Source organism: Lentzea sokolovensis, from assembly GCF_033949975.1.
Classification (GTDB): Bacteria; Actinomycetota; Actinomycetes; order Mycobacteriales; family Pseudonocardiaceae; genus Lentzea; species Lentzea sokolovensis.
The window spans coordinates 440,642-458,096 of sequence record NZ_JAXAVU010000016.1 but is presented as its reverse complement, the minus strand read 5'-3'; the positions used below and the strand labels follow the sequence as shown (position 1 = coordinate 458,096).

The following is a 17,455-nucleotide window of genomic DNA, read 5'->3' as shown; positions in this document are numbered from 1 at the left end:
AGGGTCCGGGGGGAAGCCGATGGCCGATGAACAGGTTCTGTCCACTGTGGGAATAACGGCCATCGAGGAGAAGCTCTACCGCTTTTTTCTACGACATCCGAATTCCGGGATCGACTCGGAGAAAATCACATTTGACGCAGATCGCCACGCCGTGGACAGGGCCTTCGAGAGGCTGAAGGACCTGGGGCTCGTGCGATACCACCACGACCGGGGCATCGTCGCCATAGATCCGGTCGTGGGAATCGAGAAGTTGATCGAGACCCGCCTCGAGGTCCTCAACGAGGAACTGCGCGGCGTCTCGGCCGTGCGGACCGCCATCCCGTTGCTCCTGGAAGACCAGCAGGCGGGCAGACTGAGTCCGGTCTCGTCGGACATCGAACGCATCGAGGGGCTCGACGAGATCCGCGCCCGTCTGGACGATCTCGCCTTCTTCGCCCACCGCGAGGTGATGGCGATGCAGCCGGACGGCCCGCTGTCCGCCGCGTACATCGAGGCCGCCCGCCCGCTCGACCTGCGCTGCCTGCGCCGGGGCGTCCGCATGCGAACGATCGTGCTGAACGAGGCGGTGGCCGACGATCGCACGGAGAAGTACGTGCAGGAACTCGTGGCCCTGGGGGCGAACCTCCGTTCGGTCGAGCACTCGATGGAACGGATGATCATCTACGACCGCGCGGTCGCCGTGGTCCCGATCGACCCCGGCAACAGCGCGCGCGGCGCGTTGATCATCCGCCAGCCCAGCCTCGTGATGAGCATGATCGCCCTGTTCGACCGCGTGTGGAGCGACGCCCGGCCGGTCGAGGCGAGCGAGTCGGCCCCCGCCGCAGGCGAACATCTGCAGTTGCTGGAGAAGAAAATCCTCACCGTTCTCAGCAATTCCAGCAAAGACGAGATCGCGGCACGCGACATGGGCATGTCGGTGCGCACGTTCCGCAGGCACGTGGCCGAACTGATGACCCGGTTAGGCGCATCGAACCGTTTTCAGGCCGCGCTGCTCGCCAAAGATCGCGGCTGGCTGTGATCAATCGCAATCACGCGGCAGCAAGCTGCACGGCCCGGACAGCATGCTGAAGGTGGTGGATCTGTCGGCGCCGAGCAGATGAATGCGAATCTCTTGGTGTCCAACAACAACCCGCCACTGCACCGGGGGAAGAAAATGTCGTTCCACATCGCTCTGCGCCGCGACCTCGTCCACGGCCTGGCCGGTATCGCACTCGGCGCGGCAATGGTGCTGAGCGCGTTCATCGCCAGCGAGGAGAGCAACGGCTGGCAGGCGGCGGGCACCACCACCGTCAGCTCCGAGTGCCCCGACAGCAACGGCTGGCAGTGCGCCTCTCTCTGACCCTCCGCGACGACTCCCAGCCGGCCGCTGCGGAGGCCGATGGCTCGAAGATCCAGGTGAGACGACCGTGCACACGCAAACCTTCCAGGTGATGCTCCAGGCCAAGGACCCGGACCTGGCCTCCCACGCCTCGATAGCGGCGGCGCGACTGATCTCGCTGCTGCCGCCGGGCTGGGGAGGAAGGATCGACGACCTCGCGCAGGGCACGGTCCTGATCATCGAGTCGGCTGTCCCGGTCCCCGTCGACACCGCCGTCGCGGCCACCGCGTCCGCCATGGCGGACGTCTCGCTGCGGGACTGGGAAGTGGGCGGCTGCACCCCGTTCTGACAGCAGCCTCCGGAAGGGCCGTCACCACCCGGTGGCGGCCCTTCCGCACTTGGTGATGGAGGCGAATGGTGACATGGGATGAGGAACGCACCATCGGGTCTTTCTTCAGGAGGATTCCCGACGTCTCGGCATCTCCGAAAAGACAAGGCGACCTCTCCGGCAATGTAAGTGCTCTGGCCGGATCGGTCAAGCGTTGTGCGTCCCGATCGACGATCGACGAAGTTCTCGAATTCCTGCCATTCGACGCGTTCGATTATCGGTTCGCTTGACGGCGAGGCATGGGCGCTGTTAGGACTGATTGCGCCTCATTCAGGCCGCGTTGCCGATCGGCCGGACATCCGAGTTGTCTCAACCCTGCACGAGACCAACTTTGTGGAGATGCCATGTCAGCACATCGGGACCAGTCCGACATCGAGGGTTCGCAGCCCCTGCGCCGGCGGACGTTGCTGGCGGCGGGCGCCGCGCTACCGGTGCTGGCGGTGGCGACACCTGCGGCGGCGGCCACCTCGGTGGTCGTCGAACCGTCGAACGTGCAGCAGACGATCCTGGGTTTCGGCGGCATGAACCACACCGTCTGGATCAGCGATCTGACCGCCGCCCAACGCGAAACGGCGTTCGGCAACGGCGCGGGACAGCTGGGGTTCACCGTGCTGCGCATTCCCGTCCACGAGGACAGGGCCAACTGGAGTCGCGAGGTCGCCACGGCCCGGCGCGCGGTCGAGCTCGGGGCGAAGGTCATCGCCTCGCCGTGGAACCCGCCTGCCTCGATGACCGAGAGTTTCTCCGGAGGCAAGCGGCTGCGTTATGCCTCCTACGGCGCCTATGCGCAGCACCTGAATGACTTCTCCGCGTTCATGGCGAACAACGGAGTGAACCTGTACGGAATCTCGATCCAGAACGAGCCGGACTACGCGCAGGAATGGACGGCGTGGACCTCCGGTGAGATCGTCAGGTTCCTGCGCGAGAACGCCGGCGCGATCAACACCAGGGTCATCGCTCCCGAGTCGTTCCAGTACCGCAAGAACCTCTCCGACCCCATTCTCAACGACCCCGCCGCGCTGGCGAATGTCGACATCATCGGCGCGCACCTCTACGGCACCCAGCCCGCGGACTTCCCGTACCCGCTCTTCCAGCAAAAGGGCAACGGCAAAGAGTTGTGGATGACCGAGGTCTACCACCCCAACAGCAGCGATTCCGCCGACCTGTGGCCGCAGGCGCTCGACGTGGGCGAGCACATCCACCGTGCGTTGGTGAACGGCCGGTTCCAGACCTACGTGTGGTGGTACATCCGCCGCTCCTACGGTCCGATGCGCGAGGACGGACAGGTCAGCAAGCGCGGCGCCAACATGGCGCACTACTCGAAGTGGGTCCGCCCCGGCTACTCGCGCATCACCGCCACCGCGAACCCGCAGTCGAACGTCTACATCTCGGCGTTCAAGAGCGGGTCCAGGATCGTGATCGTCGCCGTCAACAAGAACACATCACCGGTCGACCACGTGTTCACCGTCCGGGACACCGGTTCCGCGGCGATCTCGACCTGGCTGACCAGCAACACTGCGACCCTCGCCCACTACAACGACTTCACCATGTCGAACGGATCCTTCAACGCCCAGTTGCCTGCCCGCAGCATCAGGACGTTCGTCCTGAACTGAGGTGTGAGCCTGCGTGTGGACGTGTTCCTCCTGGGCGAGGATCGCAGGATGACGGTGCTTCCTGATCTGGCCGGCGGCGATCTCACAGTGCTGCCCGAGGAGGTCCCCGAGTTCCTGCGAGAGTGCGCGGTCGTCGATGCCTTCGGACCTCGGCGGCGGGGTTCTCCTCTGGTAGCCCCGTGAGATCAGGGCGCGTCCGTGCGTGCGGGAAGATGCGCATCGCCGTCCATGATCCCTTGCAGTCGAACGATTTCGAGCGTCTGCAGGACGAACTGCCACGGCCCGACGCCGAGTTGCCGCAGCCCTGGCGCGTGGTCGTGGGCGACCGTCACCACGGCGCCGAAGAACAGCAACCACCAGAACGCCCGTGCGGGCCACCAAACCCGGCCGAGCCGGGCTTGGTGGAACGGAACGTGCCGTTCCTCGTCCTGCAGGATCCGATCCGCGACGTCAGCGGTGAGCGGGTCACGACTGCCGTCCCGCAACGCCCGGTAGTACCGCAGCGCCACGGTTTCCGCGATGAGCAGCACCATCAGCTCCAGCCGGAGTCCCAGCGCACGACGGAGCCGCACGAACACGGCGTCCGTCCAATGTGAACTGATCGTCGGCCGGCCTGCCGCCCGCAGCAGATGTTCCAGCATCCGCGCGTGGTTCTGCTCCTCGGCGACGAACAACCGCACCGCCGTGCCGTACGCCCCGCCGCCCGCCTTGGCGATCAGGTTGGCGCCGTCGCCGGACTCGCCGACCTGGAACCGGTGCACGCTCTTGACGACGTCGGGGTGCAGCCGGGCGCCCACGGTCCAGTCGGGATCGCCCACTCGCTTCCGGCGCGCGGCTTCGGCCTCGAAGTTCTCGACCCATGTGGTGAACATGAAGGGAAGACGGCCGGGTCACCGCACGCGTTGGCCGGTTTGTGGGGAGGTTCTGTGAAGGTTCGGCGGGCAGGTGGCTACGCCTCGAACTTCTTCCATTGCCCCTCGGAGACCACCTCGACAGAGCCGTCGACGACCTTGATGGCCGTCTGGTCGTCGATCGCGTAGGCGGGGACGCCGATCTCGGCGGCCCACCGCTCCGCGTCGGCCATGGTGTTCTCGGGGAAGACCTCCAGGTGCGGGAAGATCGAGAAGTCGACGACCCCCAGGGTGCGGTCGTCCGGAGCCGTGGGCCACTCGACGAAGTCCGTCCCGATGCGGGGTGTCATCACCATGCTTCCCGCGCTCACGCCCACCCAGACCTTGTCGGGAAGGGAAGGCAGCAGATCGGCCAGCCCGGACTCCCGCATCCAATGGCACAGGTACGTCGCGTCACCGCCGTTGACCAGGAGCACGTCGGCCTCGCGGACCCAAGGGACCCATCGCTGCGCGTCGATGGTGGGCAGCGCGGTGAGTTCGAGGACGCCGAGCGACCCCCAGGCCAGGCCGGAGGAATGCCGCGACCTGGGGTCGGAGGCGGCCACGAATCCCCGCACCGATGCCGGACTGCTCATCGGGTTCCCCCACTGGGCTGTCGGGACGCAGAGGGCGTGGCACTCGGAGATCGGCTTGCCTGCGAGCTGCACGAGCGCCGAGTGGATGCTCGGGTTCGTGACGCCGCCGGACGTGAGCAAGAGCTTCACAGTTGTCTCCAAAACGTGCGCGGAAGGTGGATGTGGTTACAGACCACCGACCGGGCGGCAACTCATCGCGGATCGCGGATCGCGGATCGCGCTCGGCGGAAAGAGCGTGGTCGACCCACCAGGTCTCGTTCAGGCGTTCCGGGCCGTCTTCGAACTGAAGGACGAGATGTGGCAGCGGTGGAACGGGGGCACGGGAGGGTCTTCCTGCGGCGAGATTCCGCAGGGGGAGCGGAAGACCTGGGACGTGTCCTGCCTCCCTTGAGCCGGAAGGACCACCTCGGTCACGAGCGCGCCCTCGTGCTCAGCAGACCGCGGGAAGCAAGGTTCTCCATCAGCGCGGTGATGCCGAACGCCCAGTCTTCCGCGTCCTCGGCCGTGTTCACGACGTTCGTCAACGCGCCCAATCGGGGCGAAGAGATGCGAACGACGTCCCCGACCTTGTGGGTGAACCCTTCGCCGGGCTGGTCCCGGTCCTCGGTCGGAGCGAACATCGTGCCGGTGAACAGCGCGAACCCGTCGGGATAGCGGTGGTGGGCGCCGAAGGCGTGGGACACGAGATCTTCCAGCTCCCTGCTGATCTCGGAGACCGGATTCACGCCGTGCAGCTCGAAACCGTCGGGGCCGGTGATGTCCAGGGCGATCTCGGTGGCTTTGGCGTCCGCCAGGGTGAACCCGTCGTCGAACAGCCGGAGGAACGGTCCGATGGCGCAGGAAGCGTTGTTGTCCTTGGCTTCGGTGAGCAGGAGCGCGCTGCGGCCCTCGAAGTCGCGCAGGTTGACGTCGTTGCCGAGCGTCGCGCCGACCGGGTTTCCGCGTGAGTCCACCACCAGGACGAGCTCGGGCTCGGGGTTGTTCCAGGCTGAGCGGGCGAGAACGCCGATGTCGGCTCCCAGCCCCACCGCCGAGAGCACCGGGGCCTTGGTGAAGATCTCAGGGTCCGGGCCGATACCGACTTCGAGGTACTGCGACCACAGGCCCTCGGCCTGAAGAACCCTCTTCACCTCCGCGGCCTCCGCGGACCCCGGCTTCAGGTGGGAGATGTGGCCCTGGACGATCGCGCCCACCTTCTCGCGAACTTCCTCGGCCCGCTTGGGATCCCCGTCGGCGCGCTCCTCGATGACCCGCTCGAGCATGCTGCGGACGAAGGTCACGCCGGCGGCCTTGAGCACCTGCAGGTCGACCGGTGCCAGAAACCGGGGAACGGCACCGGCCGGGTTCGTCGTGGCGGCCAGAACCTCCGCGAGCGGCCACGACGTGCCGCCCTGGTGGTTCTTGACGATCTCCAGCGCGTCCGGCCGCTCGAGCAGTGACGACACGGTCGACGTCAGCGGCGACAGGTCGACGACCTCTTCGCCGCGGATCGCCACGACCGACGGCCCGCCCGCGGAGGGGTCGAAGACCCTCGCGACAAGCGTCGCGTCCGCTGCGTCGTGAGGAAGAACGTCGGCGGCGTTGAGCGAGATCCCCATGAAAATCCTTCCTGCCGGCACCACGGATCAGTTCGAAGTCCCGATGAGCTTGCCCTGTCTCGGCTTCGAGTGACAGCTCTGCCTCGCGGCGATATTCGATCGCTGTCACCCGGCGCTCTGCGGCAGCATGAGGAAGCCGGGGTGTTCGGAGGGGGCGGATGGTCGTGCCAGGATCGGAGAGGCCTGCCCGCGAGAACGCGGTGCCGCTCGCCCTGCGGCTGTACGGAAAGGAAGTGCGGCGCCACGGGTTCATCTCCGCGGGGGCACTCGTGTTGCCCGCGCTGGGCGTCACATGTCAGCTCTATCTCGCGCCGCTGGCGGTGGGCGGGCTGGTGGGAAAGCTCGCGGGCGGTAGCGGCGCAAGCCTCGGCACCGTCCTGCCGTACGTGCTGGCCTTCGCCGGTTTCCTGCTGTTCTCGGAACTGTTGTGGCGCATCGGCCTGCACTGCCTCAACCGCGTGGACGGCCGCGGGATCGAGAACCTGTCCGCCCTCGCGATGGACGAGCTGCTGGGCAAGGACGCGGCGTTCTTCCACGACAACTTCGCCGGATCGCTCACCAAACGGGTGCTGAGCTTCGCGTTCCGCTTCGAGGACTTCGTGGACGCGCTGGCGTTCAAGATCTTCGCCAACCTCATCCCGCTGGGTTTCGCCTGCGTCGTGCTGTGGAGCTACAACCCGCTGCTCGTCGCGGTGCTGGTCGGCCTGATCCTGGTCACGGGATGCGTGGTCGCGCCGCTCATCCGCCACCGCCAGCGGCTGGTCGACGAGCGCGAGGCCGCCATCGCCCAGGTGTCCGGCCACGTCTCGGACACGCTCACGAACATGGAGACGGTGCGGGCGTTCGCCGCCGAGCGGCGCGAGGGCGCGGAGCACCGGACCCGTGCCGCCAGGCAGCGAACGCTGGCACTGCGGTCGTGGGACTACAACAACCTGCGCATCGACACCGTCATCGCGCCGCTGTCCGTGCTCACCAACGTGCTCGGCCTCGTGGTCGCGATCGGGGTCAGCGACGGGCTCGGCGTGGAGGCGATCGTGGTGACGTTCGCCTACTTCGGGAACGCGACGCGGATCATGTTCGAGTTCAACCAGATCTACCGGCAGGTGGAGAGCGCGCTCACCGAGGCAGCTCAGTTCACCGAACTGCTGCTCGACCCGCCGACCGTGCTCGACCTGTCGCACCCGGAACCGTTGCACGTGAAGGACTCCCGGGTCCAGTTCGAGAACGTCGTGTTCACGCACGGCGGTGGCGAGCCGCTGTTCGACGGGCTCGACCTGGACATCCCGGCGGGCACGCGGATAGGGCTCGTCGGCCGCTCCGGTGGCGGCAAGACCACGCTCACCCGGCTGCTCCTGCGGCTGATGGACGTCGACCGGGGCCGCGTCCTCATCGGCGGCCAGGACATCGCCCGCCTGAGTCAGGCCGACCTGCGCGGCCTGATCGGGTACGTGCCCCAGGACCCGGCCATGTTCCACCGGACGCTGCGGGAGAACATCGCGTTCGCACGGCCGGGCGCGACCGACGCCGAGATCCACCGCGCCGCGCATGCCGCGCACGTCACTGAGTTCGTGGACGCGTTGCCCGACGGGTTCGACACGATGGTCGGCGAACGCGGCATCAAACTGTCCGGCGGACAGCGGCAGCGGGTCGCGCTGGCCCGCGCCATCCTGCGTGACGCGCCGATCCTGCTGCTGGACGAGGCGACCAGCGCGCTGGACTCGGAGAGCGAGGTGCTGGTCCAGGAGGCGTTGTGGCGACTCATGGAGGGCCGCACCGCGATCGTCGTGGCGCACCGGCTGAGCACGGTCGTGCGGATGGACCGGCTGATCGTGCTCGACCGGGGCCGGATCGTCGAACAGGGCACCCACGCGGAACTGCTCGACGTCGACGGGACGTACGCGAAGCTGTGGCGCCACCAGTCCGGCGGCTTCCTCGACGAGGCGGTGTCCGCGGAATCCCTGTCCGGTGAAGGGGCGCGGTGAGCCCGAAGCGACGTCACGACCGGGAAGGTGACGGCATTCGCGCCGGCACGCGTTGACCTTCGCGGGATCACTCGATCCGGCGGTTTCACGCCCTGGCAGGCGCGTCGGCTGGTCCGATGTGGACACAACCGGCAGGTTGTCACAGCGTCGCGACTGAAACACCCGGAAGGAACGACGAGCGGATGATTCGAATCGTGCCCGCCAAGGACAAGCACGTGCGGGTGACCTGGGCGCTGCCCCGGCACGAGCCACCAGGGCGGGTCAGCGTGGTCGGTGACTTCAACGGCTGGACACCGGGAGCGACCGAACTCCGCGCCCGCTCCAACGGCAACCGCACCGCGGCGGTCGTCGTTCCGCGCGGCACGACGCTGCGCTTCCGCTACCTCGGTTCGAACGGCCACTGGTTCGACGACTCGGACGCGGCGGCACAGGACGACCACGGCTGCGTGATCACCGTCTGACGGGTACCGGATCGCCGTCGCCGCTGTCCCGGTGTGAACCCGCTGCTACACCTCCTTCTCCCGGACCGTGGTCAGCGAGGTGAGCCCGGACATCTCGAGGATCGGCGTGAGCAACGGGTTCGCGATCAGCTCGGCCCGCCCGGCGTGCGTGAACAGCACGCTCATCCCGGCACTGTCGATGTACTGCACCTCGGTCAGGTCGACGACCAGCGGACCGGTCGTGTCCGCGAACGCGGCCGCGAAGGCCTCGGCGTTGCTCAGGTCGATCTCACCGACCGCCTTGATGGCCGAGCGGCCCTGCGGGTCGACGGTCTTGGTCAGCGTCAGTGGCGTCGTCATCGAGAATCCTCACCTGCATCGTCACGGTGGTGCCGGATGGATCGGGAAGAATGGTGACCTCGTCCATCATCGTCCGCATGATCGCGGTACCCCGGCCGCGCTTCGTCGTGGGGGCGCTGGTCCGTGGTTTCCAGGTGCCGGTGTCGGACACGGTCGCGAGCAGCCCGGAGCCGCCCGCCGTCTCCACGCGGACCCGGACGTCCTTGCGGGCGGTGTGCAGGTAAGCGTGCTCGACGGCGTTGGTGCACGCCTCCCCGACGGCCAGCAGGACGCTCTGGGCGCGTTTCGGGGAGAGCCCGCACTGCCGAAGCCAGGTGCGCAACGCGTGACGGGCGCCTCCGAGCTCGCCCGGCTCCGCGGGGAAGGTCATGTCCAGCGGCGCCGGGTGCCGGTACAGGAGCATGGCCACGTCGTCGTCGTAGCCACCCTCTGGTGCCAGGGCAGCCATGATCTGGCCGGCGAGGTCCTCCAGTCCGCTCGCACGGCCCTCCTGGACCGCACGCGCGGCCTTGTCCATGCCCTCGGTCAGTGAGCTGCGACGGCGTTCGACGAGTCCGTCGGTGTAGGTGAGCAGGGTGGAGCGGGGCGGCAGGTGGCACTCGGCCTCCGTGCGCGGCACGCCCACCTTGACCGCGAGCGGGATGGACCGCCCGCCTTCGAGCAGGTGGGTGGTGCCGTCGGCCAACGCCAGGATCGCGGGCGGGTGGCCGGCGCTCGAGTAGACGAGGTGTCCGGTGGAGGGGTCGAGGACTCCGCAGAACACCGTGGTGCACAAAGCGCCGGTTACGCCGTCGGCGAAGTGGTCGAGCGCCATGAGGGCGCGTGCGGGCCCGGTCTCCTGCAGCATCAGCGCACGGCAGGCGCTGCGCAGCTGACCCATCACCGCCGCGGCGCTGAGCCCGCGGCCGACGCAGTCCCCGACGACGATGCCGATGCGCTTGTCCGGCAACGGGAACGTGTCGTACCAGTCACCGCCGACCTCGAGCGGCCGCGCCGCCGGTTCGTAGCGCACGGCGAACCCGCCGGGCAGGTGCGATGGCCCCAGGATGGCGCGTTGCAGCGCCAGCGCCGTCTCCCGCTGCTGGTCGATCTGGCGCGCACGGGACAGGCCCTGCGTGAGATGGCCGGCCAGCAACGACAGCAGCAGCTCGTCCTGCTCGGTGAAGCCGTTGCGCGAGTGAAGGCGCAGCCACAGCACCATCGGCCCGTCGGGGTGCTCGACGGTGACGGCGGCGCTGCCCTGCTCCGGGAAGACGGGGGTGAGCGCCCGGTGGTCCTTCACCTCGTCGAGCGTCGAGCGCAGGTCCGCCGGGAGGTCGTCCCAGGCGAGGTGCCCGGCGACGGTGCTGACCCGCGGCGTCTCGTGGCGGCCGAAGACGACGGCCAGCACCTGCTCGGCCCGCCACAGGGTCTCCAGGTGCTCGAGCGCGCCGGAGAGCGCCTCGGTCGCGCTGGTCGCCCGCGACAACCGGACGCTGAGCTCCGCGAGCGCGGCCTCACGCCGGCGCGCGTGGTGCTCGGCGGTGACGTCGCGGAAGGTGCCGACCGTCATCGTCCGGCCGCTGTCCGGGTCGCGAGCGGGGTTCATGAGGGCGCTGACCCACAGCCTCCTGCCGTCGCGATGGGTGACCGGGACGGTGTGGCTGCGCTGGTCGCGCCCGGACCTGGCCGCGAACGCGCCGGCGAACTGGCCGTGCGCCTCGGGATCGGTCAGCTCGTCCGGCCACCACGGGTGCGGGACGACGTAGGGCAGGCCGTCCGGCCCGTAGCCGAGGATGTCGGTGAACGCGGCGTTGACCTCGACGACGGTGCCGTCGTCGTCGCAGACGAAGAACGCCTCCTGCAGGGAGTCGATCAGCGCGTCACGCCAGCGGGCGTGCCGGCCGCGCAGACGGGAGAGGTCCACGTTCGCCCGCACCCGCGCCAGGAGGTCCGCGGCGGCGAACGGCTTGACGAGGTAGTCGTCCGCACCGGCTCGCAGCCCCTCGCCGGACGCCTCCTGCCCGGCCCTGGCGGACAGCAGCAGCACCGGCACGGCCATGGTCCGCGGGTCCGCCCGCAGGGCCGCGACCAGCGAAAGACCGTCCATGCGCGGCATCATCACGTCGCTGACCACCAGGTCCGGCGGATGAGCGCGCGCGGTCTCCAGCGCCACCTGGCCGTCGTTCACGGCACGGACCTCGTACCCCGCCCTGAACAGCAGGCGGGTGAGGTACTCCCTCATGTCCGCGTTGTCGTCGACGACCAGCACGGTCGCGGGCACCCGCGGCGCGGCGCCGGCCGTCGGACTGGACAACAGCTCCTCGACGGCGGGACCGGAATCCGGCAGCCACCGCAACGCCTCCTGCACGTAGGGGGCGGCGATGTCCGACACCGTCGGCGGCACGGGCTCCCGCGACACCGCCTCGGCGGGCAGGTGGTCCGTGCCGAACGGCAGCTCGACGGTGAAGCTGGTGCCCTCTCCCTCGACGCTGTCGGCGCGGATGGTGCCGCCGTGCAGATGGACGAGCTCCTGCACCAGCGCGAGCCCGATACCGCTGCCCTCCCTCGACCGCGACCAGCTGTTCTCGATGCGGTGGAAGCGTTCGAACAGCCTGGGGATCTCGTGCCGCGGCACACCGACCCCGGTGTCGCTGACCGTCACGACCGCGGTGCCCGCCCCGGCCCGCACGGTGATGCCGACCGAGCCCTCGACGGTGAACTTGAGCGCGTTGCTCAGCAGGTTCAGCACGACCTTCTCCCACAGGCCGAGGTCGACGTGCACCGGCTCGGGCAAGGGGGAGCAGTCGATCTCGAAGTCCAGCCCCGCCTTCTCCACGGCCGAGCGGAAGACGCCGGCCAGCTCCGCGGTGATCGTCGCGAGCTCGACGGGCTGGAAGCGCGCCTGCATGCGGCCCGCTTCGAGCCGGGAGACGTCCAGCAGCGTGTTGACCAGCTTGCCGAGCCGCAGGCCGTTGCGGTGGATGACCTCCAGTTCCTGACCGGCCTGCGGGTCCGCCTCCACCAGCCGGTTCCGCAGGTCCTGCACCGGGCCCATGATGAGTGTGAGCGGCGTGCGGAACTCGTGGCTGATGTTGGAGAAGAACGTGGTCTTGGCGCGGTCGAGCTCGGCGAGCTCCTCGGCACGTCGGTGCTGGGCCTGGAAGTCGTGGGCCCCCGCGATGCCGGAGGCGATGTGTCCCGCGACCAGGTCGACGAACCCGCGGTAGCCGTCGTCGAGCGGCCGGTGCCGGTTCAGGCCGGCGACCAGGAACCCGTGCGGTGCGCCGCCCGGCCGTTGCAGCGGGACCACCAGGGCGCCGGCGGGAGGTCTGTGCCAGTCGCCGCTGGGAAGATCGGTGAACCGGTCGCCGTCGAGCTCGACCTCGACGGAGCCGCCGCCCATCACGGTCGCCACCGGCCACAACGGTGACTCGTCCGAGGGCGAGAGGCTCGCCGGAGCGACCGGGTGACCCGGCTTGATCCCCGTCGCCCCGGCCAGCCGGGCGCGGCCGTGATCGGCGAGGTAGATCAGGGTGAACGGCAGGTCCCGCCGGTTGCGCTCGAGCTGCGCGCAGTCGAACGCCAGCACCTCTTGTTCCTCACGCGCGACGATGGGATCCGACCCGAGGTCCCGCAGCGTCGCCATCCGCCGCTCACCGATGACGCGCTCGGTCTCCTCGCTGACGACGCACAACATTCCCGCCACCGCACCGTTCTCGTCACGCAACGGGCTGTAGGAGAAGGTGTGGTAGGTCTCCTCCGAATACCCGGAACGCTCCAGGAACAACAACAACGCCTCGTCCCAGGTCGCATGCCCGGTGCTGAGCACGCTGTCCACTCTGGGCTCGATGTCCTCCCAGATCTCCGCCCACACCTCGGCGGCCGGCCTGCCCAGCGCCCACGGATACTTGCGTCCCAGCGTGTTGAGCCGATAAGCGTTGTTGCAGAAGAAGGTCAGCTCCGGTCCCCATGCCAGCCACATCGAGAACCGGGACGACAGCAGGACGCTGACCGCGGTCAGCAGGCTCTGCGGCCAGCCGGCCGGCGGACCGAGCGGGGTGGCGGCCCAGTTCACCGCGGCGAGGTCGCGGCCGATCTCCGGGTCTTCGGCGAACACATCGGTGAGCGCGGAACGGCCGTGTTCGTGTCCGATGTCGTCAAAGCGCCTCACCGACCGTTCCCTCCGCCGCACCTCGACAAGCTGATCCGTCCAGGGTGCCGACACCCGGACGAGGCTGCACAACGAGTGGTGACGAATGTGCGGTGAACAACATCGGCATTCATCCCGTGCTGAGGACGCCGTCCAGCACGCTTGTGGTCAATGCCCGGACACTCCCGCTGTGCTCAGCGGCACGAAGTCCGTGCCGGGAAGTCCGAAGTGGACTGGACGAGGCGTGAGCACCCGGACCGCCGCCTGGCCGGTTCCGTTCGCGGCCTGACCGACGTTCCTGATCACCTGGCACCGCCGCGTACCTGGCCACATGTTCACGTCGCTGAAACCAACGTGGTGCCCGCGGTCACATAGTGTCTCGGCATCCTCGACGAGATTGATCCATTCATCGGAACGGCTGCCACCTCACTGCCCGCGGCGCAGGGGCTGGCGGCCACCTGGTGGTGGCCGAAAGCGCAGGTCGGCAACACCCATCCCGGCGCGACGTCCCCGCTCGGCATGGTGTCCGCCTGCGCCTACTCCGGTGCCTACCCGACCGGATACGGCCTCTACATGAAGAACACCGAGGGGCAGCCGGAGGAACTGTTCGACCGGCCGCAGGCGTCCGGTTTCACCCATTTCCAGCAGTCCGGCACCGGTGCGATACGCAAGTACTACAACTACGTGCGGGTCACCCCGATGGTGCAGCAGCTGGACGTCCTCGGCCAGGCCTGGCCGCTGCACGACGAGACCGCTGAAGCCGGGTACTACGCGGCTGCTCTCGACACCGGCATTCGATGTGAGGTCACTGTCGGCGCGAAGGTCGCCGTCCACCGGTACACCTTTCCCGAGCATCGCAGCGCACGGGTCGTCGTCGACCTGTCCTGCGGCGGGCTGGCCATCGACCTCGGCCGCACAGTGCCGCTGCGGGGGCACGTGGAAAGCCTGGGCAACGGCCGCGCCCAGGGAACGGTGGTCGTCGAAGGCGTGCCGCTGTCGGTGTACATCAGGGTCGACAGTCCGGGCTGGCGGCAGATGCTGTGGCACGACCGCCGGCTGATCGAGGGTGGCACGCGGCTCGACTTCGACCGCATCAGGCAGACCACGCTGCGCCCGTTCGGGATGCTCTACATGGGCCCCACCACCGCCGGGCAGAGCGTCGAGATCCAGATCGGATTCTCTCTGCGCGGCTGTGAACAGGCCCGGGAGAACCTGTATCGCGAATGCGGTGACGGGGCGCCGGCGTTCGACGTCGTCCGGGCGCGGACCAAGGCCCGGTGGCGCGACCACGTGGGCCGGGTGGAGGTCGAGGGCGGGTCACCCGCCCGGCGGCAGGTGTTCGCGACGGCCCTGTACCACTCCCTGATCAAGCCGTGCTTCGCCGACGACGAGAGCCCGTTCTGGCCGTCGTCCGGGCCCTTCGTGTTCGACATCTGCACGATGTGGGACATCTACAAGACCCAGCTGCCGTTGCTGATGGCCATCTGCCCGGACCGGGCGGTCGATCTCCTGGAGTCGCTGATCCGGGTCTGCGAGGAGGAAGGCAACTTCCCCATCGGATATCGGATGGCCCGCGGCGCGGACAGGTTCTTCCGGCAGGCGAGCGCGTTGGTCCACACCGCGCTGGCCGACGTGCACGCGCTCGGCCTCGGCGACCTGGACTGGACCTGGGCGCTGGTGCACATGTACGACGACCTGCGGCGGATGTACGGCGAGGACTTCTACGAGCACGGCGTCGTGCACCCGATCTCGCACACGCTCGACCTCGCCTACGCCTGCCACTGCACGTCCGGAGTCGCCCGGAGCCTGAACGACGTCCAGCTCGCCGACGACCTCGACGCGCGAAGCCGCCTGTGGTCCAACGCGTTCGACCCGGACACCGGCCTGCTTCTCGACTCGTCGTTCTACGAAGGCGGCAAGTGGAACTACTCGTTCCGGCTGCTGCACGACATGGCCGCGAGAATCGCGATGGTCGGGGGGAACGAGGCCTTCGTCAGCATGCTCGACGCGTTCTTCGGCTACGGCGCCCCGCGTGTGGTGCAGCCCGGCAAGAGGCCCGACCCGGCGGAGATGGCGGCCGGCTACCTGCTGAACCGGTTCGAGGGGCTGAACAACGAGCCGGACATGGAAGCGCCGTGGTCCTACCACTACGCGGCTCGGCCGGACCGCACGGCCGAGATCGTGCACGCCGCGCTGACCTGGCAGTTCGGCACCGGTCCCGGCGGCCTGCCGGGCAATGACGACTCGGGCGGGCTGAGCTCCTGGTACGTGTGGGCCTCGCTCGGCCTGTTCCCGGTCGCCGGGCAGAACCTGTTCCTCGTCAACGCGCCCGCCTTCAGCCACGCCACCCTGCACCTCGGGGACCGCGACTTCGTCATCGAGACGCGCGGACACCGCGAGACGTCCATCAGTTCCGACGGGGTGGACGAGCACCCGCCGCCGCAGTACGTGCAGTCCGCCCGGCTGAACGGCAAACCACTTGATGCGGCGCATCTGCGCGCATCCGACGTCCACGCCGGCGGCCGGTTGCTGCTCGAACTCGGCCCGCACCCCTCGGAGTGGGGACGCAAGATCCTGCCGCCGTCAGTGTCCGATCCGCTCGGAAAGGGGGCTCGCACATGAGCAGGCCAAGCCGCCGTCTCGTCATCGTGGTCCGGGCCGACCCAGTCATCTGCGGTCACTCCGGAGAAGCCCGCAACCTGGCCGAGGTCGCGCTCACCCGCGGCTTCGACGACGTTCGGCTGCTGACCTGGCCGATACCCGTGCTGCAGGCGGCAGGCCTGCCGCTCAAGCCGCTGGATCGGATCACGCCCTACAGCGAGGGCATCACCGTGGAGCGGCCCGAGCCGGTCGGCGACTACCGGGTACCCGACGGCCGCTACCTGGCCGGGCTGACGGGACGCCTGGTCGAACTGCTCGCCGAGCCGGTCCCGACCACGTGCATCTCGATGTACCTGGCTCCGCACGACGCCGTGGTGCGCGACGCCGTCGACGCGGCACGCGCGGCCGGCTACGCACCGGACGTCCACACCATCGCGAAGGCGGTCGGCTCGGACGTCACCAACGTGATCCGCTCGTGCCTGCACGAGAAGCGATTCGGGGCAGCCGTCGTCCTGTTCACCCGGTTCCTCGCCAACGACGAGGTGATCGCCGTGTCGGAGTACACCAGGCAGGAGATCATCGCCTGCGCAGAGGTCATCGACACGCACTGCGGCACCCGGTTCGCCCGCCAGTGCGTGCGCCGGATAGCGGTCAGCTACCCGCCGATCGACACCTCGGCCTACCTCGACCTCGACCCGGCACACGTGGACACCGCACTGAAACGGCGCGGCCTGGAACGCGACGGGTACGTGTTGTTCCTGTCCCGGTTGACCAAGGCCAAAGGCATCTACGACCTGGTGGACGCGTTCGCCCAGAGCCGGGCGCGGTCACGGCTGAAGCTCGTGATCGCCGGCAACGGCCCCGAACTGGAGCACCTCCAGGCGATCACCCGGCACGACGACCGGATCGTCTTCCTCACCGACGTGGAGGACGAGGAGAAGCCGCTGCTGATGAACGGCTGCGCCGTGTACGCGCTGCCGACCAAGCCCGAACCGGACTTCGTCGAGACCTTCGGCATCGCGCTGACCGAGAAGATGCTCGCGGGCGGCGGGCCGGTGATCACGACCACCACCGGAGGCGTCGGCGAAGCGGTGGGCGGGACGGCCATCCTCGTCGAGGCCGGGAACACCAAGCACATCGCCGCTGCGATCGACCGGGTGGTGTTCGACATGTCAGCCGAGGAACGGCAACTCATGGCGGACCGGGCACGCGAGCACGCCCTGTCCTTCGACCGCGTCCGGGTGTTCGACGGCCTCTTCGCCACGTCCAACCCAGCCGTCGTCCTGACGGGATGAACCCCGCGGCACCCCGGCTGCTGCGGGGTTGTGGGGGAGCAGGGCGAACCTGGCGCCAAGGTCATCAACTCCGCACGTCGCAGGCCACTTCCGCCCTGTGTTCACAGTTGTTTCAGTGTGGACCGAATTCAGTGTGGGCCGTCGCGTACGTCGCCACTGACCTCCCGTCAGAGCAAAATTCCAAGATCGCAATCGAAGGCAGCCCCGACTGTTCTGGCATCGGTTATGTGGTCAGCACTTCG

15 protein-coding genes are annotated in these 17,455 nt (G+C 68.6%); 9 read left to right on the top strand and 6 right to left on the bottom strand.

The genetic code is table 11. The features are described 5' to 3' along the window. Window positions 1-151 precede the first annotated feature (151 nt). From SK854_RS42500 to SK854_RS42480, 5 genes are all read left to right on the top strand, one after another. Window positions 152-1,018, top strand: coding sequence for a hypothetical protein (locus SK854_RS42500; protein ID WP_319980817.1), 867 nt, complete (start codon window positions 152-154; stop codon window positions 1,016-1,018). A gap of 135 nt (window positions 1,019-1,153) precedes the next feature. After that, window positions 1,154-1,339, top strand: a complete 186-nt coding sequence (locus SK854_RS42495; protein ID WP_319980816.1) for a hypothetical protein — start codon at window positions 1,154-1,156, stop codon at window positions 1,337-1,339. Window positions 1,340-1,406: 67 nt separating this feature from the next. Next, window positions 1,407-1,667, top strand: a complete 261-nt coding sequence (locus SK854_RS42490) for a hypothetical protein (protein WP_319980815.1) — start codon at window positions 1,407-1,409, stop codon at window positions 1,665-1,667. A gap of 383 nt (window positions 1,668-2,050) precedes the next feature. Next, window positions 2,051-3,319, top strand: coding sequence for a glycoside hydrolase (locus SK854_RS42485; protein WP_319980814.1), 1,269 nt, complete (start codon window positions 2,051-2,053; stop codon window positions 3,317-3,319). Between the two features lie 48 nt (window positions 3,320-3,367). Then, the gene (locus SK854_RS42480) at window positions 3,368-3,502 is read left to right on the top strand and encodes a hypothetical protein (RefSeq protein WP_319980813.1); all 135 of its coding nucleotides are present in this window, start codon (window positions 3,368-3,370) and stop codon (window positions 3,500-3,502) included. 2 nt (window positions 3,503-3,504) lie between these two features. Here the strand turns inward: SK854_RS42480 and SK854_RS42475 are convergent, their stop codons facing one another. The 3 genes from SK854_RS42475 to SK854_RS42465 all read right to left on the bottom strand — a co-directional run bounded on the left by SK854_RS42475 (window position 3,505) and on the right by SK854_RS42465 (window position 6,403). Continuing rightward, entirely contained in the window at window positions 3,505-4,191 is a 687-nt protein-coding gene (locus SK854_RS42475; protein ID WP_319980812.1) for a ferritin-like domain-containing protein, read from the bottom strand. A 77-nt stretch (window positions 4,192-4,268) separates the two neighbouring features. Beyond that, on the bottom strand, window positions 4,269-4,934 hold the full coding sequence (locus SK854_RS42470) for a Type 1 glutamine amidotransferase-like domain-containing protein (protein WP_319980811.1): 666 nt from the start codon (window positions 4,932-4,934) through the stop codon (window positions 4,269-4,271). A 281-nt stretch (window positions 4,935-5,215) separates the two neighbouring features. Next, window positions 5,216-6,403 carry a fumarylacetoacetate hydrolase family protein gene (locus tag SK854_RS42465; RefSeq protein ID WP_319980810.1) on the bottom strand — a complete coding sequence of 396 codons (1,188 nt, stop codon included), beginning with the start codon at window positions 6,401-6,403 and terminating at the stop codon, window positions 5,216-5,218. Window positions 6,404-6,561: 158 nt separating this feature from the next. On the opposite strand from SK854_RS42465, the gene SK854_RS42460 reads away from it, so the two are divergent. Next, window positions 6,562-8,385 carry an ABC transporter ATP-binding protein gene (locus SK854_RS42460; protein ID WP_319980809.1) on the top strand — a complete coding sequence of 608 codons (1,824 nt, stop codon included), beginning with the start codon at window positions 6,562-6,564 and terminating at the stop codon, window positions 8,383-8,385. Between the two features lie 182 nt (window positions 8,386-8,567). After that, a complete protein-coding gene (locus tag SK854_RS42455; RefSeq protein WP_319980808.1) occupies window positions 8,568-8,846 on the top strand; it encodes an isoamylase in 279 nt (92 codons plus the stop codon). Between the two features lie 45 nt (window positions 8,847-8,891). Here the strand turns inward: SK854_RS42455 and SK854_RS42450 are convergent, their stop codons facing one another. The 3 genes from SK854_RS42450 to SK854_RS42440 all read right to left on the bottom strand — a co-directional run bounded on the left by SK854_RS42450 (window position 8,892) and on the right by SK854_RS42440 (window position 13,623). Then, window positions 8,892-9,185 carry an STAS domain-containing protein gene (locus SK854_RS42450; RefSeq protein ID WP_319980807.1) on the bottom strand — a complete coding sequence of 98 codons (294 nt, stop codon included), beginning with the start codon at window positions 9,183-9,185 and terminating at the stop codon, window positions 8,892-8,894. Then, window positions 9,115-13,338, bottom strand: a complete 4,224-nt coding sequence (locus SK854_RS42445) for a SpoIIE family protein phosphatase (RefSeq protein WP_319980806.1) — start codon at window positions 13,336-13,338, stop codon at window positions 9,115-9,117. Before SK854_RS42445 ends, SK854_RS42450 begins: the two co-directional genes overlap by 71 nt. A 147-nt stretch (window positions 13,339-13,485) precedes the next feature. Next, window positions 13,486-13,623, bottom strand: a complete 138-nt coding sequence (locus tag SK854_RS42440) for a hypothetical protein (RefSeq protein WP_319980805.1) — start codon at window positions 13,621-13,623, stop codon at window positions 13,486-13,488. 78 nt (window positions 13,624-13,701) lie between these two features. Here SK854_RS42440 and SK854_RS42435 point away from each other — a divergent pair, with 78 nt between their 5' ends. Both SK854_RS42435 and SK854_RS42430 read left to right on the top strand, forming a co-directional pair. Next, window positions 13,702-15,939 (top strand): glycoside hydrolase domain-containing protein, encoded by a 2,238-nt coding sequence (locus SK854_RS42435; protein ID WP_319980921.1) that lies wholly within the window; start codon window positions 13,702-13,704, stop codon window positions 15,937-15,939. Further along, window positions 15,936-17,213, top strand: a complete 1,278-nt coding sequence (locus tag SK854_RS42430) for a glycosyltransferase (protein ID WP_319980804.1) — start codon at window positions 15,936-15,938, stop codon at window positions 17,211-17,213. The genes SK854_RS42435 and SK854_RS42430 overlap by 4 nt, the downstream gene beginning before the upstream one ends. Window positions 17,214-17,455: the final 242 nt, after the last annotated feature.